This window comes from Streptomyces sp. NPDC026417 (assembly GCF_055567695.1).
In genome coordinates this window covers 174,069-197,726 of the sequence record NZ_JBVHPY010000001.1, presented here as the reverse complement: position 1 = coordinate 197,726, position 23,658 = coordinate 174,069, and the positions used below count along the sequence as shown (strand labels likewise).

Annotated in this window: 20 protein-coding genes and 2 tRNA genes; 5 read left to right on the top strand and 17 right to left on the bottom strand. The window is 70.1% G+C overall.

The annotated features are described in order from the left end of the window. Positions 1-93: 93 nt before the first annotated feature. The 7 genes from mreD to ACZ4NT_RS00795 form a co-directional block, all read right to left on the bottom strand. Positions 94-765 (bottom strand): rod shape-determining protein MreD, encoded by a 672-nt coding sequence (gene mreD / locus ACZ4NT_RS00825; protein WP_467722499.1) that lies wholly within the window; start codon positions 763-765, stop codon positions 94-96. Positions 766-777: 12 nt separating this feature from the next. Continuing rightward, positions 778-1,719, bottom strand: coding sequence for a rod shape-determining protein MreC (gene mreC / locus ACZ4NT_RS00820; protein ID WP_121403077.1), 942 nt, complete (start codon positions 1,717-1,719; stop codon positions 778-780). A gap of 153 nt (positions 1,720-1,872) precedes the next feature. Then, a complete protein-coding gene (locus tag ACZ4NT_RS00815) occupies positions 1,873-2,892 on the bottom strand; it encodes a rod shape-determining protein (protein WP_037747701.1) in 1,020 nt (339 codons plus the stop codon). Positions 2,893-3,253: 361 nt separating this feature from the next. After that, positions 3,254-3,667, bottom strand: coding sequence for a nucleoside-diphosphate kinase (ndk, locus tag ACZ4NT_RS00810; protein WP_121403076.1), 414 nt, complete (start codon positions 3,665-3,667; stop codon positions 3,254-3,256). 166 nt (positions 3,668-3,833) lie between these two features. Next, positions 3,834-4,190 (bottom strand): DUF4233 domain-containing protein, encoded by a 357-nt coding sequence (locus tag ACZ4NT_RS00805; protein WP_121403075.1) that lies wholly within the window; start codon positions 4,188-4,190, stop codon positions 3,834-3,836. 3 nt (positions 4,191-4,193) lie between these two features. Then, positions 4,194-5,714 (bottom strand): bifunctional tetrahydrofolate synthase/dihydrofolate synthase, encoded by a 1,521-nt coding sequence (folC, locus tag ACZ4NT_RS00800; protein WP_121403074.1) that lies wholly within the window; start codon positions 5,712-5,714, stop codon positions 4,194-4,196. Positions 5,715-5,942: 228 nt separating this feature from the next. Next, positions 5,943-8,567, bottom strand: a complete 2,625-nt coding sequence (locus tag ACZ4NT_RS00795; RefSeq protein WP_121403073.1) for a valine--tRNA ligase — start codon at positions 8,565-8,567, stop codon at positions 5,943-5,945. A 136-nt stretch (positions 8,568-8,703) separates the two neighbouring features. Between ACZ4NT_RS00795 and ACZ4NT_RS00790 the strand changes: the two genes are divergently transcribed. Then, positions 8,704-9,618 carry a hypothetical protein gene (locus ACZ4NT_RS00790; protein ID WP_121403072.1) on the top strand — a complete coding sequence of 305 codons (915 nt, stop codon included), beginning with the start codon at positions 8,704-8,706 and terminating at the stop codon, positions 9,616-9,618. A gap of 70 nt (positions 9,619-9,688) precedes the next feature. On the opposite strand, the gene clpX is transcribed toward ACZ4NT_RS00790, so the two are convergent. The 5 genes from clpX to ACZ4NT_RS00765 form a co-directional block, all read right to left on the bottom strand. Further along, on the bottom strand, positions 9,689-10,978 hold the full coding sequence (gene clpX / locus ACZ4NT_RS00785) for an ATP-dependent Clp protease ATP-binding subunit ClpX (RefSeq protein WP_121404735.1): 1,290 nt from the start codon (positions 10,976-10,978) through the stop codon (positions 9,689-9,691). A gap of 160 nt (positions 10,979-11,138) precedes the next feature. Further along, positions 11,139-11,819 carry an ATP-dependent Clp protease proteolytic subunit gene (locus tag ACZ4NT_RS00780; RefSeq protein ID WP_121403071.1) on the bottom strand — a complete coding sequence of 227 codons (681 nt, stop codon included), beginning with the start codon at positions 11,817-11,819 and terminating at the stop codon, positions 11,139-11,141. Between the two features lie 118 nt (positions 11,820-11,937). Then, complete coding sequence (locus tag ACZ4NT_RS00775; protein ID WP_183116939.1) at positions 11,938-12,543, bottom strand: ATP-dependent Clp protease proteolytic subunit; 606 nt, start codon at positions 12,541-12,543, stop codon at positions 11,938-11,940. Between the two features lie 418 nt (positions 12,544-12,961). Beyond that, positions 12,962-14,347 (bottom strand): trigger factor, encoded by a 1,386-nt coding sequence (gene tig / locus ACZ4NT_RS00770; protein WP_467722494.1) that lies wholly within the window; start codon positions 14,345-14,347, stop codon positions 12,962-12,964. Between the two features lie 216 nt (positions 14,348-14,563). Further along, positions 14,564-14,640: transfer RNA gene (locus tag ACZ4NT_RS00765), tRNA-Pro, on the bottom strand. Between the two features lie 163 nt (positions 14,641-14,803). Between ACZ4NT_RS00765 and ACZ4NT_RS00760 the strand changes: the two genes are divergently transcribed. After that, positions 14,804-14,877, top strand: a tRNA-Gly gene (locus ACZ4NT_RS00760). 358 nt (positions 14,878-15,235) lie between these two features. Here the strand turns inward: ACZ4NT_RS00760 and ACZ4NT_RS00755 are convergent. Next, positions 15,236-15,430 carry a hypothetical protein gene (locus tag ACZ4NT_RS00755; RefSeq protein ID WP_016435177.1) on the bottom strand — a complete coding sequence of 65 codons (195 nt, stop codon included), beginning with the start codon at positions 15,428-15,430 and terminating at the stop codon, positions 15,236-15,238. A gap of 613 nt (positions 15,431-16,043) precedes the next feature. Between ACZ4NT_RS00755 and ACZ4NT_RS00750 the strand changes: the two genes are divergently transcribed. After that, the gene (locus ACZ4NT_RS00750) at positions 16,044-17,231 is read left to right on the top strand and encodes an acyltransferase family protein (RefSeq protein WP_121403068.1); all 1,188 of its coding nucleotides are present in this window, start codon (positions 16,044-16,046) and stop codon (positions 17,229-17,231) included. A gap of 15 nt (positions 17,232-17,246) precedes the next feature. Here ACZ4NT_RS00750 and ACZ4NT_RS00745 read toward each other — a convergent pair whose 3' ends face one another. Together ACZ4NT_RS00745 and ACZ4NT_RS00740 are read right to left on the bottom strand one after the other, a co-directional pair. Next, entirely contained in the window at positions 17,247-17,702 is a 456-nt protein-coding gene (locus ACZ4NT_RS00745; protein WP_467722492.1) for an HD domain-containing protein, read from the bottom strand. Between the two features lie 45 nt (positions 17,703-17,747). Further along, on the bottom strand, positions 17,748-18,920 hold the full coding sequence (locus tag ACZ4NT_RS00740) for a PP2C family protein-serine/threonine phosphatase (RefSeq protein WP_121403067.1): 1,173 nt from the start codon (positions 18,918-18,920) through the stop codon (positions 17,748-17,750). A 161-nt stretch (positions 18,921-19,081) separates the two neighbouring features. On the opposite strand from ACZ4NT_RS00740, the gene ACZ4NT_RS00735 reads away from it, so the two are divergent. After that, on the top strand, positions 19,082-20,311 hold the full coding sequence (locus ACZ4NT_RS00735; RefSeq protein WP_467722491.1) for a GNAT family N-acetyltransferase: 1,230 nt from the start codon (positions 19,082-19,084) through the stop codon (positions 20,309-20,311). A 3-nt stretch (positions 20,312-20,314) separates the two neighbouring features. On the opposite strand, the gene ACZ4NT_RS00730 is transcribed toward ACZ4NT_RS00735, so the two are convergent. Further along, entirely contained in the window at positions 20,315-21,124 is an 810-nt protein-coding gene (locus tag ACZ4NT_RS00730; protein ID WP_121403065.1) for a DNA-formamidopyrimidine glycosylase family protein, read from the bottom strand. 167 nt (positions 21,125-21,291) lie between these two features. Beyond that, the gene (locus ACZ4NT_RS00725; protein ID WP_121403064.1) at positions 21,292-21,777 is read right to left on the bottom strand and encodes a ribose-5-phosphate isomerase; all 486 of its coding nucleotides are present in this window, start codon (positions 21,775-21,777) and stop codon (positions 21,292-21,294) included. Between the two features lie 230 nt (positions 21,778-22,007). Between ACZ4NT_RS00725 and ACZ4NT_RS00720 the strand changes: the two genes are divergently transcribed. Next, on the top strand, positions 22,008-23,489 hold the full coding sequence (locus tag ACZ4NT_RS00720) for an amino acid permease (protein WP_121403063.1): 1,482 nt from the start codon (positions 22,008-22,010) through the stop codon (positions 23,487-23,489). The last annotated feature ends 169 nt before the right edge of the window (positions 23,490-23,658 follow it).

Here is a 23,658-nt window from a genome sequence, read left to right as displayed (position 1 = left end):
AGTAGTACGAGTACACGGCCGGCCTGTGCGCGTGGACGCGGCCGGCCGGCTGCCTGGTGCGCGGGGGCGCCTGTGCCCCTCGCTGCCGGGTGGTCACAGCCGCTTGACCCCCTTGATGCGTCCGGCGCGGGCGACGCGCGCCCGGGCCGCCTTGACCCGCAGACCGCTGCGCTGGCTGCCGATGCGCAGGCCCGTGCCGGAGGACAGCCAGCCGGCGGAGACGTCGGTCGTCTTGGCGGCGGCGTTGCTGTCGGCGAGCGGGTCGTTCTCGGCGCGCCGCGCCAGGGCCATCAGACCGGGGACCACGAACGGGGCGAGCAGCAGGTCGTAGAGGGCGGCCGTGAACAGCAGGCTGCCGAGGCCCACATGGCGGGCGGCCGTGTCGCCGACGAGCGCGCCGACTCCCGCGTACAGCAGCGTGGAGCCGATCGCGGCGGCGACGACGACGGCCATCGGGCCGGTCGCCGACTTGAGGCGGCCGTTCTCCGGCTTCGCCAGTCCGGCGAGGTAGCCGATGACGCACAGCACCAGGGCGTAGCGCCCGGCGGCGTGGTCGGCGGGTGGGGCCAGGTCGGCGAGCAGGCCCGCGCCGAAGCCGACGAGGGCGCCGCCGACGTGGCCGTAGACCATGGCGAGGGCGAGCACGGTGAGGAGCGCCAGGTCGGGGACGGCACCGGGGAGGTGCAGCCGGGCGAGGACGCTCACCTGGATCACCAGGGCGACGACCACCAGGGTGGTGGAGAGCAGCATCCGGTTGAAACGCATGGGATTCGGCTCCTACTGCTCTTGCAGGCCGTCGGCGGGCGCGCTGGCCGAGGGGGTGACCGTCACGGTCACCGTCGGCGTCGGGGTGGGCTTGGGCTTCGGCGGCAGGACCTCGTCGCGCGGGTCCTTGCGCGGGGCCTCCACGACGACGCCGACGATGTCGAGCTTGGTGAAGGAGACGAACGGCTTCACGTAGACCGTGCGGGTCAGGTCGCCGCCGGAGGGGTCGACGCGGGAGATCACGCCGACCGGGACGCCGGGCACGAACGGCTTGTCGGCCTGCGATCCGAAGGTCACGAGCCGGTCGCCCTTGGCCACCTTGGCCTTGCCGTTGAGGAGCTGGACGCGCAGCGGGCGGTCGCCCTGCCCGTCGGCGAAGCCGAGTTCGTCGGTGGACTCCATGCGCGTGCCGACGGTGAAGTCGGGGTCGTTGGCGAGGAGCACGGTGGCGGTGTTCGGGCCGACGGTGGTGACCCGTCCGACCAGGCCGTCCCCGTTGAGGACGGTCATGTCGCGCTTGATGCCGTCGTTCGCGCCGACGTCGATGGTGACGGTCCAGGAGAAGCCCTGGGCCGCTCCTATGGCGATGACCTCGGCGCCCTTGATGCCGTACTGGCCGGCGCCGGCCGTCTTCAGCATCTTGTCGAGCTGCTTGACCCGGCTGCGGTTGCGGTCGTCGCTGCCGAGCTTCGCCTTCAACGCCGCGTTGTCGTTCTCGAGCTGGGCGATGCGGTCGTGCCGGTCACCCGAGTCGCGGACGGCGGCGACCGCGTTGCCGACGGGGTCGACCGCGGAGGAGACCCCGTTCTCGATCGGACCGAAGACGGTGGCCGCGGCGTGGCGGGCACCCTCGACCGGTGAGTCCTCCCCACCGCGGATGTCCACCGTGATCAACGCGAACGCGATGGCGATCAGCAGCACCAGGAGCAGCCGGCTCTCTTTCGTGTCCCTCACGTGCGGCGGCCGTGCCTTCCTCGTCGGAATTGTTCGGGAATTCGTGGATGACGCCCCGGCAACGCCGGGCGCTATGGGGGAGCTTATGCCTCTATATCAACGATCCGCCGTACGAGAAGGGATCATCTCGTACGGCGGAATCGAAGTGTCGTGTCATCGGCGCGGCTGGGCGTCCAGAACCTGCTGGAGCGCCTCGAACTCCTCGACGCATTTGCCGGAACCGAGCGCCACGCTGTCCAGCGGGTCCTCGGCGATGTGGATCGGCATGCCGGTCTCCCGGCGCAGCCGCTCGTCGAGACCGCGCAGCAGGGCTCCGCCGCCGGTCAGAACGATTCCTCGGTCCATGACGTCGCCGGAGAGCTCCGGCGGGCACTTGTCGAGGGTGGTCTTCACGGCGTCGACGATCGCGTTGACCGGTTCTTCGATGGCCTTGCGGACTTCGGCCGCGGAGATGACGACGGTCTTCGGCAGGCCGGAGACCAGGTCCCGGCCGCGGATTTCGGTGTGTTCGTCATTGTCGAGGTCGTACGCGGAACCGATCGTGATCTTGATCTGCTCGGCCGTCCGCTCACCGAGAAGGAGGCTGTACTCCTTCTTGATGTGCTGGATGATCGCGTTGTCCAGCTCGTCACCCGCGACGCGGATGGACTGGGCGGTCACGATGCCGCCGAGCGAGATGACCGCGACCTCCGTGGTGCCGCCGCCGATGTCCACCACCATGTTGCCCGTGGCCTCGTGGACCGGCAGGCCGGAGCCGATGGCCGCGGCCATGGGCTCCTCGATGATGTGCACCTGGCGGGCGCCCGCCTGGGAGGACGCCTCGATGACGGCGCGGCGCTCGACGCCGGTGATGCCGGAGGGCACACAGACGACGACGCGAGGACGAGCGAGGTAGCGCCGCTTGTGGATCTTCAGGATGAAGTAGCGGAGCATGCGCTCGGTGATCTCGAAGTCGGCGATGACGCCGTCCTTCAGCGGACGCACGGCAACGATGTTGCCCGGGGTCCGCCCGATCATCTTCTTCGCTTCCGCGCCGACCGCGAGGATGCCACCGGTGTTGGTGTTGATCGCGACGACGGACGGCTCGTTGAGAACGATCCCGCGACCCCTGACGTACACCAGCGTGTTGGCGGTCCCGAGGTCGACAGCCATGTCACGGCCGATGAACGACATTGAGTTCCCCATCAGGATTCGTCTGGCCTTCCCAAGTGGAGCTTTGACGGCTTTTTAGGACGGCGAGGTGGGTGCTGTGACGTGAAGGCTTCCATCGTAGACGCGCCTGCACGAACACTGCGCGAGGGTCTTCGCCAATTGTCAGCAGATGATGTGGCGCCTCGCTTGTGGAGACGGGCCATCGGGGGCATGCGTTCCCCCGATCGGCACGCATATGCCGGAGGACGGCCGAAATGGTCCGGCCGTCCCGGGCCGAATGGGGCCCCCTCGGCTGACATGACGTCAGAAAAAAACCGGTGCACCCGGGCGCCGGACGGGTCCGTCGGCCGCCGCGGGCAGCGCTCGGGACGCGGAGCGGGCCTCAGACCCGGCCGGGGAAGAAGATCTTCAGCTCGCGCTCGGCGGACTCCTCGGAGTCGGAGGCGTGGATCAGGTTCTCCCGGACGATGACACCGAAGTCACCGCGGATGGACCCGGGCGCGGCGGCGATCGGGTCGGTCGGGCCGGCCAGCGCCCGGACGCCCTCGATGACCCGCTCGCCCTCGACGACGAGCGCCACGACCGGGCCGGAGGCCATGAAGGCGACCAGCGGCTCGTAGAAGGGCTTGCCCTTGTGCTCGCCGTAGTGCTGCTCCAGCGTGTCCTGGTCCAGCGTCCGCAGTTCCAGCGCGGTGATCTGCCAGCCGGCCTTGCGCTCGATACGGCTGATGATCTCGCCGGTCAGGCCGCGACGGACGGCGTCCGGCTTGAGCAGGACGAGGGTGCGCTGGCTCACGGTGGTGGCTCCTTCGATCACATGGTGTGCGGGCTCAGAGGCTACAGGGCCGCCCTGGGGCAGCGTTACTCAGTGTCAGGCCGGGCCCCTGCCCCGGAGGGCGCACACCGGCCGCCGGGCCGCGGACCGACACGCCCGCGCGGGTCGCGCCCGCTCCGGGCCCGGCTCAGGCGCCGGACGGGCTGCTCGTCCCGCTCTGCGCAGCGAAGCGGGCCTTCGCCTCGTCGATCTTGCGGCCGTAGTGGACCGAGGCCCACCACAGGGCGGCGAAGATCGCGCCCATGAAGAACATGGTCGGGACGACGAAGCCGGAGGCGATCAGGGCGATCTGCAGGGCCCAGCCGAGCTGGACACCGCCGGGCCGGGTGATCACGCCGCAGAACAACACGCACAGCGCCATGGCGATGCCGCTCACCGTCCAGACCGTGCCGACGTCGAGCGCCGGGTCCTTCATGGCGACCAGACCGGCGAAGCCGATCACGAAGAACTCGCCGATCAGGGTGGATGCACAGAGCGTACGCACGGGTCAGCCCCTCCCCAGGAGCAGTCGGGCCTCGCCGACGGTGATGACGGAACCGGTGACGAGGACGCCGCCGCCGGCGAACTCGCCCTCCTCCTCGGCGAGGGTGATGGCGGCCTCCAGCGCGTCGTCCAGCCGCGGCTCCACCTGGACGCGGTCCTCGCCGAAGACCTCGACGGCGATACCGCCCAGCTCGTCCGCGTCCATGGCGCGATGGCTGGAGTTCTGCGTGACGACGACCTCGGCGAAGATCGGCTCGAAGGCCTCCAGCAGTCCCCGGACGTTCTTGTCGCCGCTGGCGCCCACCACACCGATCAGCCGGCTGAAGTCGAAGACCTCGCTCACCGCCTCGGCGGTGGCGCGGGCGCCGGCCGGATTGTGCGCGGCGTCCAGGACGACGGTCGGCGAGCGGCGGACGACCTCCAGGCGGCCCGGCGCGGTGACCGAGGCGAAGGCCTTGCGGACGGTGTCGATGTCCAGCCCCCGGGAGTGCGCGGCGCCGACCCCGAAGAACGCCTCGACGGCGGCGAGCGCCACGGCGGCGTTGTGCGCCTGGTACGCGCCGTGCAGGGGGAGGAAGACCTCCTCGTACTCCCCGCCGAGTCCGCGCAGGGTCAGCAGCTGGCCGCCGACGGCGACATGCCGCGCCACCACACCGAACTCCAGGCCCTCGCGGGCCACCGTGGCGTCGACCTCGACGGCCTTCTTCAGCAGCACCTGGGCCGCGTCGACCGGCTGCTGGGCCAGGATCACGGTCGCGCCCTGCTTGACGATGCCGGACTTCTCCTGCGCGATCTCGCCGGGGGTGGAGCCGAGCCGGTCGGTGTGGTCGAGGTCGATGGGCGTGATCACGGCGACGTCGCCGTCGATGACGTTGGTGGCGTCCCAGCTGCCGCCCATCCCCACCTCCACCACGGCCACGTCGACCGGCGCGTCCGCGAAGGCCGCGTACGCCATGCCGGTCAGCACCTCGAAGAAGGACAGGCGGAACTCCTGCCGGGCGTCGACCATCTCGACATAGGGCTTGATGTCGCCGTACGTCTCGATGAACCGCTCGGCCGAGACCGGGGCGCCGTCCAGGCTGATGCGCTCGGTGATCGACTGGACGTGCGGGCTCGTGTACCGGCCGGTGCGCAGCTCGAAGGCGCCGAGCAGCGCCTCGATCATGCGGGCGGTGGAGGTCTTGCCGTTCGTCCCCGTGATGTGGATGGAGGGGTACGCGCGCTGGGGCTCGCCCAGGACGTCCATCAGCGCCGCGATGCGGTCGACCGACGGCTCCAGCTTCGTCTCGCCCCAGCGGGTGGCGAGCTCGGCCTCGACCTCGCGCAGCGCCTTGTCGGTCTCGGGGTCGGCCGGGCGCGCGGGAACGTCCGACTGCGGCGTGCCGCCCTGCGTGCGCAGGGTGCGGCTGCCGGCCTCGATCACCGCGAGGTCCGGATCGCGCTCGGTCTCGTGCGCGACGATCTCGTCGAAGGAATCGAGGGGATCGGACTCGCTGCTGTCGTCGTGCGGGGGGAGCTCACTCACGGGGCCCAGTCTACGGAGCGCCGCCGACACCCGGCGCGGGGGCGCACACGGCACTCCCCGGGGGCCGCGGAATCCGCCGCTCCGGCGTCCGCGGAGCGCGGGGCCCGGGTGCCCGCGCGGTGGCGCCGCGGCCAGGACACGCGGGCGGCACCGGCGGGCGTACGGGGCGGGAACGGCAGGGCCCCCGGTGCCGAGTCGGCATCGGGGGCCCTGCCGCACGCGGGTCGGCTACGCCTGCGGGAGCCGGTCCAGCTGGGTCTGGATACGGGCGATGTCCTCGTCCGCCTTCGCCAGCCGCGTACGGATCTTGTCCACGACCTGATCGGGCGCCTTGGCGAGGAACGCCTCGTTGCCCAGCTTGGCGTTCGCCTGGGCCTTCTCCTTCTCCGCGGCGGCGAGGTCCTTGGCCAGGCGCTTGCGCTCGGCGGCGATGTCGATCGTGCCGGACAGGTCGAGGGCGACCTGCGCCCCCGCGACCGGCAGGGTCGCCGTGGCCGTGAACGCGTCACCCTCCGGCTGCAGGCGCAGCAGCTGCCGGATGGCCGCCTCGTGCGGGGCCAGGGCGGTCCCGTCGAGGGTCAGCCGGGCCGGGACGCGCTGGCCGGGCTGGAGGCCCTGGTCGGCGCGGAAGCGGCGGACCTCGGTGATGACCTGCTGGAGCGTCCCGATCTCCCGCTCGGCGGCGGCGTCGCGGTAGCCGCTGTCCTTCGGCCAGTCGGCGATCACGACGGACTCACCGCCGGTGAGCGTGGTCCACAGCGTCTCCGTGACGAACGGGACGACCGGGTGCAGCAGCCGCAGGGTGACGTCGAGGACCTCGCCGAGGACCCGTCCGGAGACCTTCGCCGCCTCGCCGCCGCCCATGAACGTGGTCTTGGACAGCTCGACGTACCAGTCGAAGACCTCGTCCCAGGCGAAGTGGAACAGGGCGTCGGACAGCTTGGCGAACTGGTAGTCGTCGTAGAGCGCGTCGACCTCGGCCACCGTGGCGTTGAGCCGCGAGAGGATCCAGCGGTCGGTGGCCGACATCTCGGAGACGTCCGGGAGCGGGCCCTCGACCGTCGCGCCGTTCATCAGGGCGAACCGCGTGGCGTTCCAGATCTTGTTCGCGAAGTTGCGCGAGCCCTGAACCCAGTCCTCGCCGATCGGCACGTCGACGCCGGGGTTGGCGCCGCGGGCCAGCGTGAAGCGCAGGGCGTCGGAGCCGTACTTGTCCATCCAGTCCAGCGGGTTGACCGCGTTGCCGAAGGACTTGGACATCTTCTTGCCGAACTGGTCGCGGACCATGCCGTGCAGGGCGATGGTGTGGAACGGCGGGGTGCCGTCCATCGCGTACAGGCCGAACATCATCATCCGGGCGACCCAGAAGAAGAGGATGTCGTAGCCGGTGACCAGGACCGAGTTCGGGTAGAACTTCGCGAGGCTCTCGGTCTGTTCGGGCCAGCCGAGCGTGGAGAACGGCCACAGGCCGGAGGAGAACCAGGTGTCCAGGACGTCGGTGTCCTGGTGCCAGCCCTCGCCGGTGGGCGCCTCGTCGTCGGGGCCGACGCAGACGATCTCGCCGTTCGGCCCGTACCAGACGGGGATGCGGTGGCCCCACCACAACTGCCGCGAGATGCACCAGTCGTGGAGGTTGTCGACCCAGTCGAAGTAGCGCTTCTCCATCTCCTGCGGGTGGATCTTGACCCTGCCGTCGCGGACCGCGTCACCGGCGGCCTTGGCGAGCGGGCCGACCTTGACCCACCACTGCATCGACAGCCGCGGCTCGATGGTCGTCTTGCAGCGGGAGCAGTGCCCGACGGAGTGGACGTACGGGCGCTTCTCCGCGACGATCCGGCCGTCGGCGCGCAGCGCGGCGACGATGGCGGAGCGGGCCTCCAGGCGGTCCAGTCCCTGGAAGGGGCCGGGGACCGTGATGACGGCGTGCTCGTCCATGACCGCGATGTTCGGCAGGTTGTGGCGCTGGCCGATCTCGAAGTCGTTCGGGTCGTGCGCGGGCGTCACCTTGACGGCGCCCGTACCGAACTCGGGGTCGACGTGCTCGTCGGCGACGACCGGGATCGAGCGCTCGGTCAGCGGGAGGCGGATGCTCTTGCCGACGAGGTGCTTGTAGCGCTCGTCGTCGGGGTGGACGGCGACGGCCGTGTCACCGAGCATCGTCTCCGCGCGGGTCGTGGCGACGACGATCGTGTCGTCGCCCTCGCCGTAGGTCATGGAGACGAGTTCGCCGTCGTCGTCCTGGTACTCGACCTCGATGTCCGAGATCGCGGTGAGACAGCGGGGGCACCAGTTGATGATGCGCTCGGCGCGGTAGATCAGCTCGTCGTCGTAGAGCCGCTTGAAGATGGTCTGGACGGCCTGCGACAGGCCCTCGTCCATCGTGAAGCGCTCACGGGACCAGGCGACGCCGTCACCGAGGCGGCGCATCTGCCCGGAGATCTGCCCGCCGGACTCGGCCTTCCACTGCCAGACCCGCTCGACGAACGCCTCACGGCCCAGGTCGTGCCGGGACTTGCCCTCCTTGCCCAGCTCGCGCTCGACGACGTTCTGGGTGGCGATGCCCGCGTGGTCCATGCCGGGCTGCCACAGCGTCTCGTAACCCTGCATGCGCTTGCGGCGGGTGAGGGCGTCGATGAGGGTGTGCTCGAAGGCGTGCCCGAGGTGGAGCGACCCGGTGACGTTCGGCGGCGGGATGACGACGGTGTACGGGGGCTTCTCGCTCTTCGCGTCCGCCTCGAAGTAACCCCGCTCCACCCAGCGCTCGTACAGCTCCCCCTCTACCTCGGCCGGCGCGTACTGGGTCGGCAGTTCGGGAGTGGATGCTGGCGGCTGCTGCTGAGCGTTGTCGGTCACGGGGTCAGTTTAGAGGTGTCACGGGCCCGTCCCGAAACGGGATTCTTCAGTAACGGTCAGCCCCCCGATGCCCTCACGCGTACGACCTTGCGCCAGGATGTTCGGAACACATGAGTATCTGGAGGGGAACCCAGTAATGAGCTACAACCAGCCGGGCCCGTACGGCGGGCAGCCCCAGCAGCCCGGACCCTACGGTCAGCAGCCCCAGCAGCCCGGACCGTACGGTCAGCAGCCGCAGGCGCCGCAGCCCGGCTACGGCTACCCGCAGCAGGCTCCCCCGCAGCCCGGCTACGGCTACCCGCAGCAGACTCCCCCTGGCGTTCCGCCTCAGCAGCCGTACGGCCAGCAGCCCTACGGCGTGCCGCAGCCGCCCGCTCCGGGCGGCGGCAAGAAGAAGACGGGCCTCATCGTCGGCGCGGTGGCGGTCGTGGCCGCGATCGCGGTCGGCGCGTACTTCGTCCTCGGCTCGGGCGGCGGCTCCTCGTCCGTCGCGGACGACGGCCCCCACAAGCTGACGACGCCGGCGACGCTGCTCACCGAGTACAAGAAGGGCAGCGACACCGGCGACGGGATGACCAAGTCCGACCTGGAGAAGGCCGAGTCCTGGGGCGTGAAGAACCCCAAGGACGTCAACGCCTCCTACCAGGCCGGCGACAAGGACAACCCGCTGGGCGGCAAGATGATCTCCTTCGGCGGCGTCTACGGCGACATCGACGACCCCGGCAAGGCCATCGACGGGTTCTTCTCGCTCATGAAGGACGACGCCAAGGACGACGACGTCTCCTTCGTCGGCAACCCCAAGGAGTACAAGCCGAGTTCGCTGGACGGCGCCATCCTGAAGTGCCAGGAGGCCAAGGTGGACAACTCCGACGCCGCCGCGGGCCAGCCGAAGTCGATGAACGTGACGTACTGCGCCTGGGCCGACCACAGCACCCTCGGCTTCGTGATGCCGATGGAGTTCTCGGACGTGGCCGCGGGCAAGAGCTCCGACCCCGCGGAGGTGGCCGAGACCACGGCCAAGGTCCGCAAGGAGGTCCGCGTCAAGATCTGAGCGGGTCGCAGCACGGCGAAGGGGCCCCGGTCGGTCGACCGGGGCCCCTTCGCCGTACGCGGTGCGGCGGCTACGCCGTCTTCTGCTCCCCCGGGCCGCGGCCGGGGCGGGCGTCCCTCGGGATCAGGGTCGGGTTCACGTTCGAGTGAACGACGTCCGCGGTGATGACGACGCGGGCCACGTCCTTGCGGGACGGGACCTCGTACATCACCGACATCAGGACCTCTTCCATGATGGCGCGCAGTCCGCGCGCGCCGGTCTGGCGGAGGATGGCCTGGTCGGCGATGGCCTCCAGCGCCTCGCGCTCGAACTCCAGCTCCACGCCGTCGAGTTCGAAGAGACGCTGGTACTGCTTCATCAGCGCGTTGCGCGGCTCCACCAGGATCTGCAGGAGCGCCTCGCGGTCGAGGTTGTGGACCGAGGTGATGACGGGGAGCCGGCCGATGAACTCGGGGATCATCCCGAACTTCACCAGGTCCTCCGGCATGACCGCCTCGAACTGGTCCTTGGACTCCAGCTCGCGCTTGGAGCGGATCGTCGCGCCGAAGCCGATGCCCTTGGCGCCGGCCCGGGACTCGATGATCTTCTCCAGGCCCGCGAAGGCACCGCCCACGATGAACAGCACGTTCGTCGTGTCGATCTGGATGAACTCCTGGTGGGGGTGCTTGCGGCCGCCCTGCGGCGGAACCGAGGCGGTGGTGCCCTCCAGGATCTTCAGCAGTGCCTGCTGCACGCCCTCGCCGCTCACATCGCGGGTGATCGACGGGTTTTCGCTCTTACGGGCGACCTTGTCGATCTCGTCGATGTAGATGATGCCGGTCTCGGCCTTCTTGACGTCGTAGTCCGCCGCCTGGATGAGCTTCAGCAGAATGTTCTCGACGTCCTCGCCGACGTACCCGGCCTCCGTCAGCGCCGTCGCGTCGGCGATGGCGAACGGGACGTTCAGCATGCGGGCCAGCGTCTGCGCCAGCAGGGTCTTGCCGGAGCCCGTGGGGCCCAGCAGCAGGATGTTCGACTTCGCCAGCTCGATGGCGTCGTCACGGCCCTGCGCCCCGCCGTTCTCGCCGGCCTGGACCCGCTTGTAGTGGTTGTACACCGCGACCGAGAGCGCCTTCTTGGCGGCCTCCTGGCCCACGACGTACCCCTCGAGGAACTCGTAGATCTCGCGCGGTTTCGGGAGCTCCTCCCAGCGGACCTCGCTCGTCTCCGCGAGTTCTTCCTCGATGATCTCGTTGCAGAGATCGATGCACTCGTCGCAGATGTACACACCGGGGCCTGCGATGAGCTTCTTGACCTGCTTCTGGCTCTTGCCACAGAACGAGCACTTGAGCAGATCGCCGCCGTCACCGATGCGTGCCACGGTGTGCTTCCCCTTCGCCTGGGAGTCGCCTGGGTCCAGCGGCTCCTGGTGCTGCCTTATGTCCGACGGTACCTTGCCGGGCCCCCCGTTCGGGCCCCCCTTGGCACGGTTCACTTTGACGTGCTCCGTGCCAAGGAGCGGCAGACGATACAGCGTCGCGTCAGGCAACCGCCGAGTTGTTCATCTTCCGGGTGGAGATGATCTGGTCGATCAGGCCGTACGCGAGCGCGTCCTCGGCCGTGAGGATCTTGTCGCGCTCGATGTCCTCGCGGATCTTCTCGATCGGCGTGGTGGAGTGCTTGGCCAGCATGTCTTCCAGCTGCGAACGCATCCGGAGGATCTCGTTGGCCGCGATCTCCAGGTCGGAGACCTGGCCCCGGCCCGTCTCGCTGTAGGGCTGGTGGATCAGCACGCGCGCGTTCGGCAGCGCCATGCGCTTGCCCGGCGTACCGGCGGCCAGCAGGATCGCGGCCGCGGAGGCGGCCTGGCCCATGCAGACCGTCTGGATGTCGGGCTTCACGAACTGCATCGTGTCGTAGATGGCCGTGAGCGCCGTGAAGGAGCCACCGGGGCTGTTGATGTAGACCGAGATGTCACGGTCGGGATCCATCGACTCCAGGCACAGCAGCTGCGCCATGACGTCGTTGGCGGAGGCGTCGTCGATCTGCACGCCGAGGAAGATCACGCGCTCCTCGAAGAGCTTCGCGTACGGGTCGTACTCGCGCACGCCCTGCGAGGTGCGCTCGACGAAGCGCGGGATGACGTAGCGGGACTCCGCACGAGGACCGGTGTACTCGGCCTGCGTGCGGGCGTAGATGCCGCTGCCGGGGAAGTCGTTCACTGTGTCTCCTGGAAGCCTGAAAGGGGCTGAGGCGTCGACTGGGGGGCTTGAGGGGCTCGCGCGCCGGCGTACGGCGGCCAGGAGCCGCGCACGTCGGCCCGCGACCGGCGGGAGCCGGTTACGCCGCCCCGGTGCCGCCGCCGCCCGGCATGCCGGCTGCGGTGGGCATGATGTCGTCGATGAGGCCGTACTCCTTGGCCTCGATCGGGTCGAACCAGCGGTCGCGGTCGGAGTCGCGGGTGATCTGCTCCACGCTCTGGCCGGTGTGGAAGGCGGTCAGCTCCGCCATCCGCTTCTTGGTGTGCAGCAGCCGCTCGGCGTGGATCTTGATGTCCGACGCGGAGCCCGCGAGGCCCGCGGAGGGCTGGTGGATCAGGATCTCGGCGTTCGGCAGCGCGAAGCGCTTGCCGGGGGTGCCGGCGCTGAGCAGGAACTGGCCCATCGAGGCCGCCATGCCCATGGCGATGGTCACCACGTCGTTCTTGATGTACTGCATGGTGTCGTAGATCGCCATGCCGGCCGTGATCGATCCGCCGGGGCTGTTGATGTAGAGGTAGATGTCCTTGTCCGGGTCGGAGGCAAGGAGCAGCAGCTGCGCCGTGATCTTGTTGGCGATGTCATCGTCGACCGCCTGGCCGAGGAAGATGATTCGCTCGCCGAGCAGTCGGTTGTAGACCTGGTCGCCGAGGCCACCACCGATGGGGTCGCCGGCAGCTGTGGGCATCAGATTCGTCACGTATCCACCTGCTCGTCTTGCGACGGCGCCGGGCCGTCTCACGTCTTCTGCTCAGGCCTGGGGCCCCACCCGCACCGCCCCGGGGCGGCTTCGGGGACTCCCCTGCCCTCGTATTCATGGACCCTAACGCGCGGGTCCCTCCCGGGAATCCCGCAGAGGGAACTGTTCGCTGTGAGCGCATGCGCTGCGCCGGCTCGACCGGGCTTTCCACACCGTCCGTGTCAGGTGTGCGGGGCGCTGTCCGAACGGCCCCCACGGGCCCGCAGCCGTGCCTGCGAGGGTCTGTGCGCCGGCGGGCGCGGGCCGTCGTGGGCTGGTCGCGCAGTTCCCCGCGCCCCCGAAGGGCGCGACGGGCCCCCGGGACAAGGGATGTCCCGGGGGCCCGTCAGGAGTTTCGGCGGGGCGGTCAGGCCTCGGGCTTGGCCTCCGGGGCCTCGTCCGTGGACTCGGCGGAGGCCTCGACGGTCTCGGCCGTCTCGTCCTCGTCGTCCAGGTCGACGACCTCACCGTTGGTGTCCTTGACCGTGGCGGCCTCGACGACGACCGCGAGGGCCTTGCCGCGGGCGACCTCGCCGACCAGCATCGGGACCTGGCCGCCCTCGACGACGGCCTGGGCGAACTGGTCGGGGGACATGCCGGAGGAGGCCGCGCGCCGCATGAGGTGCTCGGTGAGCTCCTCCTGGTTGACGTTCAGCTTCTCCTTGTTGACGAGCTCGTCGAGGACGAACTGCGTCTTGATGCCCTTGACCGCGGCTTCCTGGGTCTCGGCGTCGAACTCCTCCTCGGTCTTGCCCTGGATCTCCAGGTACTTCGCGAGGTCGAGGCCCATCTGGCCGAGCTGGTGGTGCTCGAGGTTGTGCTTGCGGGTCTGGATCTCGTCCGCGAGCAGCTTCTCGGGGACGGGGACCTCGACCAGTTCGAGCAGCTTCTCCAGGACGCGCTCCTGCGCCTGCGTGGCCTGGTCGTACTGCTTCATGTTCTCGAGGCGCTTGCGGCTGTCGGCCCGGAGCTCGTCGAGGGTGTCGAACTCGGACGCGAGCTGCGCGAAGTCGTCGTCCAGCTCGGGCAGTTCGCGCGCGGCGACCTGGGTGACCTTGACGGTGACCTCGGCCTCCTTGCCGGCCGCCGAGCCGCCCTTGAGCTCGGAGGTGAAGGTGGCCTCGCCACCGGCCTCCACGCCCTTCACGGCCTCGTCGATGCCGTCCAGCAGCTCACCGGAGCCGATGGTGTAGGAGACGCCGGACGCGACGCCGTCCTCCAGGATCTCGCCGTCGACCTTGGCCTCCAGGTCGAGGGTGACGACGTCACCGTCCTCGGCGGCGCGCTCGACCGGGGAGGTCGACGCGAAGCGCTCGCGCAGCTCGGTGACGGCCTTGTCGACGTCCTCGTCGCTGACCTCGACGGCGTCGACCTCGACCTCGATGCCGGAGTAGTCCGGGATCTCGATGGTCGGGCGGACGTCGACCTCGGCGGTGAAGTTCAGCGTCTCGCCGTCCTTCAGCTCGGTGATGTCGACCTCGGGCTGGCCGAGGACGTTCAGCTCAGCCTCGTTGACCGCTTCGGTGTAGAACTTCGGGAGCGCGTCGTTGACGGCTTCCTCGAGCACGGCGCCACGACCGAACCGCTGGTCGATGACGCGCGCCGGGATCTTGCCCTTCCGGAACCCCTTCACCGTGACCTGCTGGTTGATCTTCTTGTACGCCGCGTCGAGGCTGTCCTTGAGCTCCTCGAAGGGCACCTCGACAGTGAGCCGAACCCGAGTCGGGTTCAGGGTCTCCACGGCGCTCTTCACGGTTCGGTCTCCTTGTGGCTGACTTCTTGGGGGTTCTGCGTGCCTCTGCCGGTCGGGCAGAGCCTCTGCGGATTCGCGGCCCTTAGAGAGACGTGACAGTGCAGACATACGGGCGCGCAGTTTGCATACTAGCCGCAGGCGGTACACGCCCCAAAAGGAGATCGGCGGATCCCCGGCGTTCCCTGCCGGAACCAGCCGTCCTGACGAAGATCCAGGTGGTCGGGGTGGCGGGATTTGAACCCACGGCCTTCCGCTCCCAAAGCGGACGCGCTACCAAGCTGCGCCACACCCCGTCGGTGCGACACGTAGGGTACATGCCCGCAGGCCCCGCGGCGGGCCCATTTCCTCCGCAATCGCGGCGCCGGCGGGCGCGTGGCGCAACGGGTGTGCGGCGAGGGGGTGCGACCCGCTACGATGCCTCCTGTGCCGGGGTCACTGACCTGCGGCGCGAGCCGTGCGGGCGTAGCTCAATGGTAGAGCCCTAGTCTTCCAAACTAGCTACGCGGGTTCGATTCCCGTCGCCCGCTCCAGATGACGTAGGGCCAGGTCAGAGGATCACTCCTCGGGCCTGGCCCTTGTCGCGTCCGGGGCTCCGTCCGGTCCGGGGTGCTCCCCGCCGTGACGCCGTGACGCTGGGTCGCCGTCCCGTGGGTCGATGCCGGCCGCGCCGTCGGCGGGGGCGGGCCTCCTGACGGAGCCGGGGCCGTCCGGCGCCGACGGAGCCGGGGCCGTCCGGCGCTGCCACGGCCGGCCGTCGCGGGGCGGACGCCGCTCGCGCCGGAGGCACCGGAGCGGATACCGGCGCCCGGGGTGGCGGGAGCGCCGCCGGAGTGCGCGGGCGGAGGGAGTCCGCCCGGACGGGTCGGCAGCCCGGGATGTCCCGTGCGGTCAGAAGCTGATCGAGTTGATGGTCTCGGCTATCGAGTTCAGGAACCGGTTGATGGACGGAGCCATCCCGGTCGAGGCGAGGAAGAAGCCGAAGAGCACCGCGACGATGGCGGGCCCCGCCTTGATCGATCCCCCTCGGATCAACACCACCAGGATGATCGCCAACAGCAGCACCACTGACAGCGAAATGGCCACAACTGATCACACCCTACGGTCGGTTCCGCTCTCCCGGCCCGGGAGCGCCAGCCCCGCGCACCCCCGCCAGAACCATCGTGCCACCAACAGGCCCGCCGTATGCGGCTGGTGAGGCAACGTCGGTCGAGGAGACCTGGAGTCCGCGCCGCCGCACGGGCCCCCGGCGACGCAACGGCGGGCCCCGCACAGCAATTCGAGGATGTCCCGGCACCGGAAATTCACCGTGATCGTTTCCATGCCCACACATCCTGTTCGCAGGTAATTCGAATTGTCGCCGTGGGCACACCGGGGGCTTGTGCGGCCGAACGCGAAAGGACGAGGAAACGGACATTCCACAGGAGTCGCCCGCGAGTGTTATGCACCATTTAGTCAGGATGAAGAGGGACACAATGGGCGGACCGCTTCTGCCGATCGATGATCGGACTGTGTTCGGATTCGGATGTTGACTTCGCCGAATCGGGGGTATGCGCAGGCGAAAGCAGTAATCACACCCGGGGGTTTTACGAAATCCCTCAGACAACGCTAGGGTGCCTCAGATGTTCCACGCTGCCTCGTCCCCCGCAAGTGCAGCGAGGTCACGGACCGTTCCGCCGAGTTCCTGGTGGGAGGGCCTGTGACGAACTCGTTGCGTCCGCACGGCCACAACAGAGCGCCACTCCCCCCGGCACAGCCGCCGGTGGACGGAGTGCCGAGTCCGCGCTCGCCCCACCCCGCACAGCCGGCCGCACAGGCCGCCTCCCCGGGCGGCCAGCCGGCCAAACCGCGCGACGCCTTCTTCGACAACGCCAAGTACCTGGCGATCGTCCTCGTCGCGATGGGTCACGCCTGGGAGCCGCTGACCGACCACAGCCGCGCCGCCGAGGCGCTGTACATGGTCGTCTACACGTTCCACATGCCGGCGTTCATCCTCATCTCCGGCTACTTCTCCCGCAGTTTCGACATGCGTGCCGACCGGCTCAGGCGGCTGGTGACCGGTGTCGCCGTGCCGTACGTGCTGTTCGAGGTCGCGTACTCCCTCTTCAAGCGGTACGCGGACCACGACCCGACGCACCCGATCAGCCTGCTCGACCCCTGGTACCTCACCTGGTTCCTGGTCGCCCTGTTCGTCTGGCGGCTGACCACCCCGCTGTGGAAGGTCGTGCGCTGGCCGGTGCCGCTCGCGCTGGCCGTCGCCGTACTGGCCTCGGTCTCGCCGGACATCGGTGACGACCTCGACCTGCAACGCGTGCTGCAGTTCCTGCCGTTCTTCGTCATGGGCCTGTTCATGAAGCCCGAGTACTTCCAGCTGATGCGGCGCCGCGAGGTCCGTATCCTGTCGCTGCCGCTCTTCGCGGGCGCGCTGGCGGTGGCCTACTGGGCGGGACCGCGGATGAACTCGGCCTGGTTCTACCACCGGGACAGCGCTCAGGAGCTGGGCGCCCCGTGGTGGGCCGGTGTCGTGATGACGCTCGCGCTCTTCGGCTGCTCGATGGTGCTCACCTCGTGCTTCTTCGCCTGGGTGCCGCGGCGGAAGATGTGGTTCACGGTACTGGGCGCGGGCACGCTGTACGGCTACCTGCTGCACGGCTTCCTCGCCAAGGGCTCCCGCTTCTGGGGCTGGTACGACAGCTACGCCTGGCTGCAGAAGCCGTACGGCGAGCTCTTCGCGACGCTCTTCGCGGCCACCGTCATCACGGTGCTGTGCACGCCGCCGGTCCAGCGGATGTTCCGCTGGGCGATGGAGCCGAAGATGGAGTGGGCGTTCAAGCGGGACGCCACGGAGCTCGCCCGCGAGCGCGCCGGGGCCAAGTCCGCCGCCTAGCGGCCGCGGTGGCCGTCAGCGGGGCGGCAGGCCGAGAAGCGCGCGCATCGCGGCGTACTTCTTGGCCAGCCGGGCCCGGGTGTGCTCGTCGAGGACCGCGAGCCGGGCCGGGTCGCCGTTGTGCGCCAGGTCCGCCACCTTCACCAGGAGAGCCCCCGGGGTCGAGCGGATGCGTTCCGCGTACTCCTCCGGGGGCTCGTCCTCGCCCTTGGTGAGCGCCAGGACGATGTCCTTGGTGCGCTGTGCGAGCGCGGCCTCGCCCAGCCACTCGCGCGACAACGCGTCGTCCTCGACCGCGTCGTGCAGCCAGGCCGCCGCTATCTGCTCGTCGTCTCCGCCGCGCTCGCGCACCCCCTCCGCCACGGCCTGGAGGTGCTCGGCGTACGGCCGGCCCGCCTTGTCGGTCTGCGCGGCGTGCGCCGCGCGGGCGAGGGCTTCGACTTCGGCCAATGTCAGAAGAGTCTGCGTCACTCCCCCAGTGTCACCCAGACCCCGGCCGCCCCGCCGGGGCTCCGCTCAGCGCGCTGCCGTGGGACCGTCGCGACAGATCAGCAGCAGGGCCCGGTCGTCGTTGACGTCCTTCGCCACCGCCTCGATGAGGTGCCAGGCGGCGCCGTGGAAGCCGCCCGCCACATAGCGGTCGGCCTCTCCGGTGAGGCGGTCGATGCCCTCGACGATGTCGCGGTCGGCGGTCTCCACGAGACCGTCGGTGAAGAGCATCAGGACGTCCCCGGGCCGCAGCGAGCCCTTCACGGGGTCGAACTGGGCGCCGTCGTAGACCCCGAGGAGGGGGCCCTCGGCCACCTTCTCCTCCCAGCGCCCGCTGCCCGCGCTGAGCTGGAGGCCCGGCGGATGCCCGGCGGAGAAGAGCTCGTAGTCGCCCGAGTCCAGGTCGAGGACCAGGTGGATCGAGGTGGCGAACCCCTCGTCCCAGTCCTGGCGCAGCAGGTAGCCGTTGGCGGCGGGCAGGAAGGCGTGCGGCGGCAGCGATCCCAGCAGCCCGCCGAAGGCGCCCGACAGCAGCAGCGCCCGTGAACCCGCGTCCATGCCCTTGCCGGAGACGTCGGTGAGGACGACCTCCAGGGTCCGCCCGCCGTTGGTGCGGGCCGCCACCACGAAGTCGCCGGAGAACGACTGCCCGCCCGCGGGCCGCAGCGCCATCTCCCGGTGCCAGCCCTGCGGCAGCTGCGGCAGCTTGCTCTGCACCCGGATGCGTTCGCGCAGGTCGAAGAGCATCGTGCCGCCGCGCCGCCAGGGCACGCCGACCCGGCTGCGGAACTGGGCGATGAGCAGTCCGAAGAAGCCGCAGGCCGCGACGACGAGCACCACGCCCGGTGTCACCCGGGACGGGCCCTGCGTGTACGGGCCGAGCCGGACGGACTCCACGATCAGCGCGGTGGCCGCGGCCGCGTACAGGCCGAGCAGGCTGGCGGGCCGCAGCAGCAGTCCGCCGGCGACGATCGGGAGGACCAGGGCGGCCGGCGAGCACCACACCGAGTCGACCATCGTGGTGGCCGCGATGAGCGGGATCGTGAGGAGCAGCCCGACCAGCGCGATCCAGTCCGAACCGTCACCGCGGAAGTAGTCGACGGCGGATCTGCGCAGGGCGGTGCGGACCCGGTGCCACTGCTTCTTCAACCGGGCCGTGAACGTCTCGGCGGCCGTGCGCCGCTCTCGTCCTGCTGCCATTGCTCGGGACCCTATCCATCGGACCAGCCCCTTGGCACGGGAGGTCCCACTTGTCCCCCGTCCGAGCGCCCAAGTTCACAGAGAACTCCGCGGAGGAACGGTTCCGGTAACCCGGGCGAAATTCCCTCGCTCGCACCGCATTGCCCTGATAGGTATGGCCCATGACGACTGACGTGCGGGTGCTGCGACAGACCGAATGGGACACCTGGTACGGCAATCTCATCCGTGCCTTCGGCGGGGTGGCCGAGTCGTCCGAGGAACGCGAGCTGTGGGACGCGCTCACCGAATGCGACCGCTCGCTCGGTGTCTGGGACGGCGACGCCTGCGTGGGGACGGCGGGCGCGTTCGCCTTCCGCCTCTCGGTTCCCGGCGGGTCCTGCGTCCCGGCCGCGGGCGTCACGATGGTGAGCGTGGCCGCCACCCACCGGCGGCGCGGGGTGCTCACGTCGATGATGCGCCGGCAGCTGGACGACATCCGTTCCTGGGGCGAGCCGGTGGCCGTGCTGACCGCCTCCGAGCCGGCGATCTACGGCCGGTTCGGCTACGGCGTCGGGACACTGAATCTCAACGCCGAGATCGACACCGACCGGGTCCGGCTGTCCGTGCCGCCCGGCACGGACGACGTACGTCTGCGGTATGCGGCGCCGGCCGACGTGCTCGACGCCTGCGAGGCCGTGTACGCACGGGTGGTGCCGGGCCGTCCGGGCATGCTGGCGCGCCGGCCCGGCTGGGAGCGGGTCGCGCTGCTCGACCCGGAGAGCGAGCGGCAGGGCGCCTCCGGACTGCAGTGCGTGGTCGCGGAGCGGGACGGCGAGGTCGTCGGCTACACGCGCTTCCGGGTCAAGCCGGAGTGGACCGTGTCCGGGCACAACGGCATGGTCGTCCTGGAGGACCTGGAGGGGCTCGACCCGGCGGTGCGGGCGGCGCTGTGGCGGTTCCTGTTCGGCATCGACCTGACGACGACGCTGCGCACCAAGGGCCGTCCCGTGGACGACGGTTGGCAGTATCTGGTGTCCGACGTCCGGCGCTGCGACCTGCGCACCAGGGACGCGCTGCACGTGCGGCTCGTCGACGTGGGTGAGGCGCTTCAGGCGCGGACCTATCAGGCGCCGGTGGACGTGGTGTTGGAGGTCGAGGACGCGTTCTGCCCCTGGAACGAGGGGCGTTGGCGGCTCACCGGTGACGCGAAGGGCGCGTCCTGTGTGCGGACGCGGGAGGCGGCCGATCTCGCCCTGGGCGTCAAGGAGTTGGGCTCGGCGTATCTCGGCGGGGTGTCCCTGGCCTCGCTCGCGGGGGCGGGGCTGGTGCGGGAGCTGCGGCAGGGCGCGCTGACCGAGGCGTCCGTGGCGTTCGGCTCGGCGGTCGCGCCGTGGCTGCCGCACGGGTTCTGACGGTCACCGGGCCTGGCAGGCCGGGCACCAGAAGAGATTGCGGGCGGCGAGACCGGCGGTGCGGATCTCGCCGCCACAGATGTGGCAGGGCAGGCCGGCCCTGCGGTACACGTAGACCTCGCCGCCGTGGTCGTCGACGCGCGGCGGGCGGCCCATGGCCTCCGGCGTGTGCTCCGGGCGGACGGTGTCGATGCGGTTGTGGCGGACGCCCTCGCGCATGAGGGCGACGAGGTCGGTCCACATCGCGTCCCACTCGGCGCGGGTGAGGTCCCGGCCCGGCCGGTAGGGGTCGATGCCGTGCCGGAAGAGGACCTCCGCGCGATAGACGTTGCCGACGCCCGCGACGACCTTCTGGTCCATGAGCAGGGCGGCGACGCTCGTGCGGCTGCGGGAGATGCGGCGGAAGGCCTCCGCCGGGTCGGCGTCGGGCCGGAGCGGGTCGGGTCCCAGGCGGTCGTGCACGGCCTGCTTCCCGGCGTCCGTGATCAGGGCGCAGGTCGTGGGGCCGCGCAGATCGACGTACGACAGGTCGTCGGCGAGCCGCAGGCGGACGGTGTCGGTGGGCGGCGGGGCCGGGGCGGGGCCGAACGCGACCTTCCCGAAGAGGCCGAGGTGGATGTGGATCCACTCGGACGCGCGGAAGCCGAGGAAGAGGTGTTTGCCGTGGGCGTCGGCGGACTCCAGGACCGAGCCGTCGAGGAGGGCGGCCGCGTCCGCGAACTTGCCCTGGGGGCTGCCGACGCGGACCCGGCGGCCGCGGAAGGCCGCCGCGTAGTCCTCGGCCAGGCGGTGAATCGTGTGCCCCTCGGGCACGGGGTCCTCCTGCGTCGTCCGTCCTTGCGGGGCGGTGGGGCCGTCGCCCCTTCCGCCCCTTGCCGTCCCGTCACCGGGGGCGCACCCGGCCCCCGCTCGCGTGCTCCGCGCGCGTCCGGAGAGCGCCGGGCGGCCACAGAGCCTTCCGTCCGGCGCTCTCCGGCGGGCTACTGCTGCGGGTGGTGGGGCGGGATCGCGGGGAGGTCGCCGGTGGTCTCGTAGGAGGAGAGCATGTCGATGCGGCGGACGTGGCGCTCGTCACCGGAGAACGGGGTGCTCAGGAAGGTCTCGACGAACTTCGTCGCCTCGTCCTGCGTGTGCATGCGCGCGCCGACGGCGACCACGTTGGCGTCGTTGTGCTGACGGCCCAGCGAAGCGGTCTCCTCGCTCCAGGCGAGGGCGGCGCGGACGCCGGCCACCTTGTTCGCGGCGATCTGCTCTCCGTTGCCGGAGCCGCCGATCACGATGCCGAGGGAGCCCGGGTCGGCCGCCGTGCGCTGCGCCGCGCGCAGGCAGAAGGGCGGGTAGTCGTCCTGGGCGTCATAGATGAGCGGCCCGCAGTCGACGGGCTCGTGGCCCGCGGCCTTGAGCCACTCGACGAGGTGGTTCTTGAGTTCGAAACCGGCATGATCGGAGCCGAGATACACGCGCATGGTCCGAGTGTGACACGAGCGCGTCCCCTCGGCCTCGCCGGGTGCCACAGGGGGAAAAGTGTGGTCAACACTACAGAACCTCAGGGAAACCTCAAGTAACGATCCGGATTCAAAGGTTCACGAATTCCCAGGCCTCCGTTTCACTGGACCGACTCGTACACCGCTCGTATGAGGAGCCGTACACCGCTCGTACGGAGAATCTGCACACTCGGCACAAAGGAACTCGTCCCATGACCTCGCAGCCGACCCTGTCGAAGGCCGGACCCGGCCCGGAGAGCCCCGGAGAACCCGGCGGCGGCCTCCAGGCCGGACTGAAGAACCGCCACCTGTCGATGATCGCCATCGGCGGTGTCATCGGAGCCGGACTCTTCGTCGGCTCCAGCACCGGAATCGCCACCGCGGGCCCGGGCATCCTGCTCTCGTACGCCCTCGTCGGCACGCTCGTCGTGCTCGTGATGCGCATGCTCGGCGAGATGTCCGCAGCCAACCCGACCTCGGGATCCTTCTCGGCGCACGCCGACCGCGCGCTCGGCCGCTGGGCCGGATTCTCGATCGGCTGGCTGTACTGGTTCTTCTGGGTGGTGGTGCTGGCCGTGGAGGCCACCGCCGGCGCCAAGATCCTCGAAGGGTGGATCCCCGCCGTACCGCAGTGGGGCTGGGCACTCATCGTGATGGTGGTGCTCACCGCGACCAACCTGGTGTCGGTCGGCTCGTACGGAGAGTTCGAGTTCTGGTTCGCGGGGATCAAGGTCGTCGCGATCGGCGCGTTCATCGTGGTCGGCGGACTGGCCGTCTTCGGCGTCCTGCCCGGCGTCGACGCCGAGAAGGCGGGGCTGGACAACCTGACCGGACACGGCGGATTCCTGCCGCACGGGCCGGGCGCGATCCTCACCGGTGTCCTGCTGGTGGTCTTCTCCTTCATGGGCAGCGAGATCGCCACGCTGGCGGCCGGCGAGTCCGAGGACCCGCAGCGCGCGGTCACCAAGTCCACCAACAGCATCATCTGGCGGATCGGCGTCTTCTACCTCGGCTCGATCCTCGTCGTGGTGGCGCTGCTGCCGTGGAACGACAAGTCGATCGCGGACGAGGGTTCGTACGTCGCCGCCCTGAACTCCCTCGGCATCGCGCACGCCGGTCAGATCATGAACTTCATCGTGCTGACCTCGGTGCTGTCCTGCCTCAACTCGGGCCTGTACACGGCCTCCCGGATGGCGTTCTCGCTCGGCGAGCGCGGTGACGCACCGAAGGCCTTCGCCCGGACGACGGCGCGGGGTGTGCCGATGGCGGCGATCGTGGTCTCGGTCGTCTTCGGCTTCGTCGCGGTCTTCTTCAACTACAAGTTCCCCGACTCGGTCTTCCTCTTCCTGGTCAACTCCTCCGGTGCGGTGGCCCTGTTCGTGTGGCTGGTCATCTGCTTCTCGCAGCTGCGCATGCGCAAGATCATCGAGCGCGAGGCGCCGGAGAAGCTGGTCGTGCGGATGTGGCTGTACCCGTACCTGACCTGGGCGACCGCCGCGCTGATCGTCTTCGTGCTGGGCTACATGCTGACCGACACCGAGCACGACGGACGCGAGACCGTCCTGCTGTCGCTGCTCGTCGCGGCCGTGGTCCTGGTGATCGCGCTGGTCCGCCAGAAGCTGGGCGCGGGCCGGCCCGCGCACCCGGTGACGGCCGGTGCGCACGACGAGGCCCGGTCCGAGGCGGGCGCCTGACCTCTTCGGCCGAGGACCGACTCCCCGCCGCCGGTCGTCCGGCGGCGGGGAGTGTGACGGGTGGGGGCCCCCGGGGGATGGCTCGGGGGCCCACACAGGCATCGGGGGGTGTCCCGGTTCCGCCCAGGGGACAGCCTCGCAGGAAGGGGGAGGTGTGCTTTGCACTTTT

Excerpts from the sequence above, each read along its gene's own strand:
- mreD (WP_467722499.1), bottom strand. The coding sequence starts at position 765 with ATGCGTTTCAACCGGATGCTGCTCTCCACCACCCTGGTGGTCGTCGCC.
- ACZ4NT_RS00815 (WP_037747701.1), bottom strand. The coding sequence starts at position 2,892 with ATGTCGTTCATCGGCCGTGACATGGCTGTCGACCTCGGGACCGCCAAC.
- ACZ4NT_RS00790 (WP_121403072.1), top strand. The coding sequence starts at position 8,704 with ATGAGCTACAACCAGCCGGGCCCGTACGGCGGGCAGCCCCAGCAGCCC.
- ACZ4NT_RS00775 (WP_183116939.1), bottom strand. The coding sequence starts at position 12,543 with ATGCCCACAGCTGCCGGCGACCCCATCGGTGGTGGCCTCGGCGACCAG.
- ACZ4NT_RS00740 (WP_121403067.1), bottom strand. The coding sequence starts at position 18,920 with ATGGCAGCAGGACGAGAGCGGCGCACGGCCGCCGAGACGTTCACGGCC.
- ACZ4NT_RS00735 (WP_467722491.1), top strand. The coding sequence starts at position 19,082 with ATGACGACTGACGTGCGGGTGCTGCGACAGACCGAATGGGACACCTGG.
- ACZ4NT_RS00725 (WP_121403064.1), bottom strand. The coding sequence starts at position 21,777 with ATGCGCGTGTATCTCGGCTCCGATCATGCCGGTTTCGAACTCAAGAAC.
- ACZ4NT_RS00720 (WP_121403063.1), top strand. The coding sequence starts at position 22,008 with ATGACCTCGCAGCCGACCCTGTCGAAGGCCGGACCCGGCCCGGAGAGC.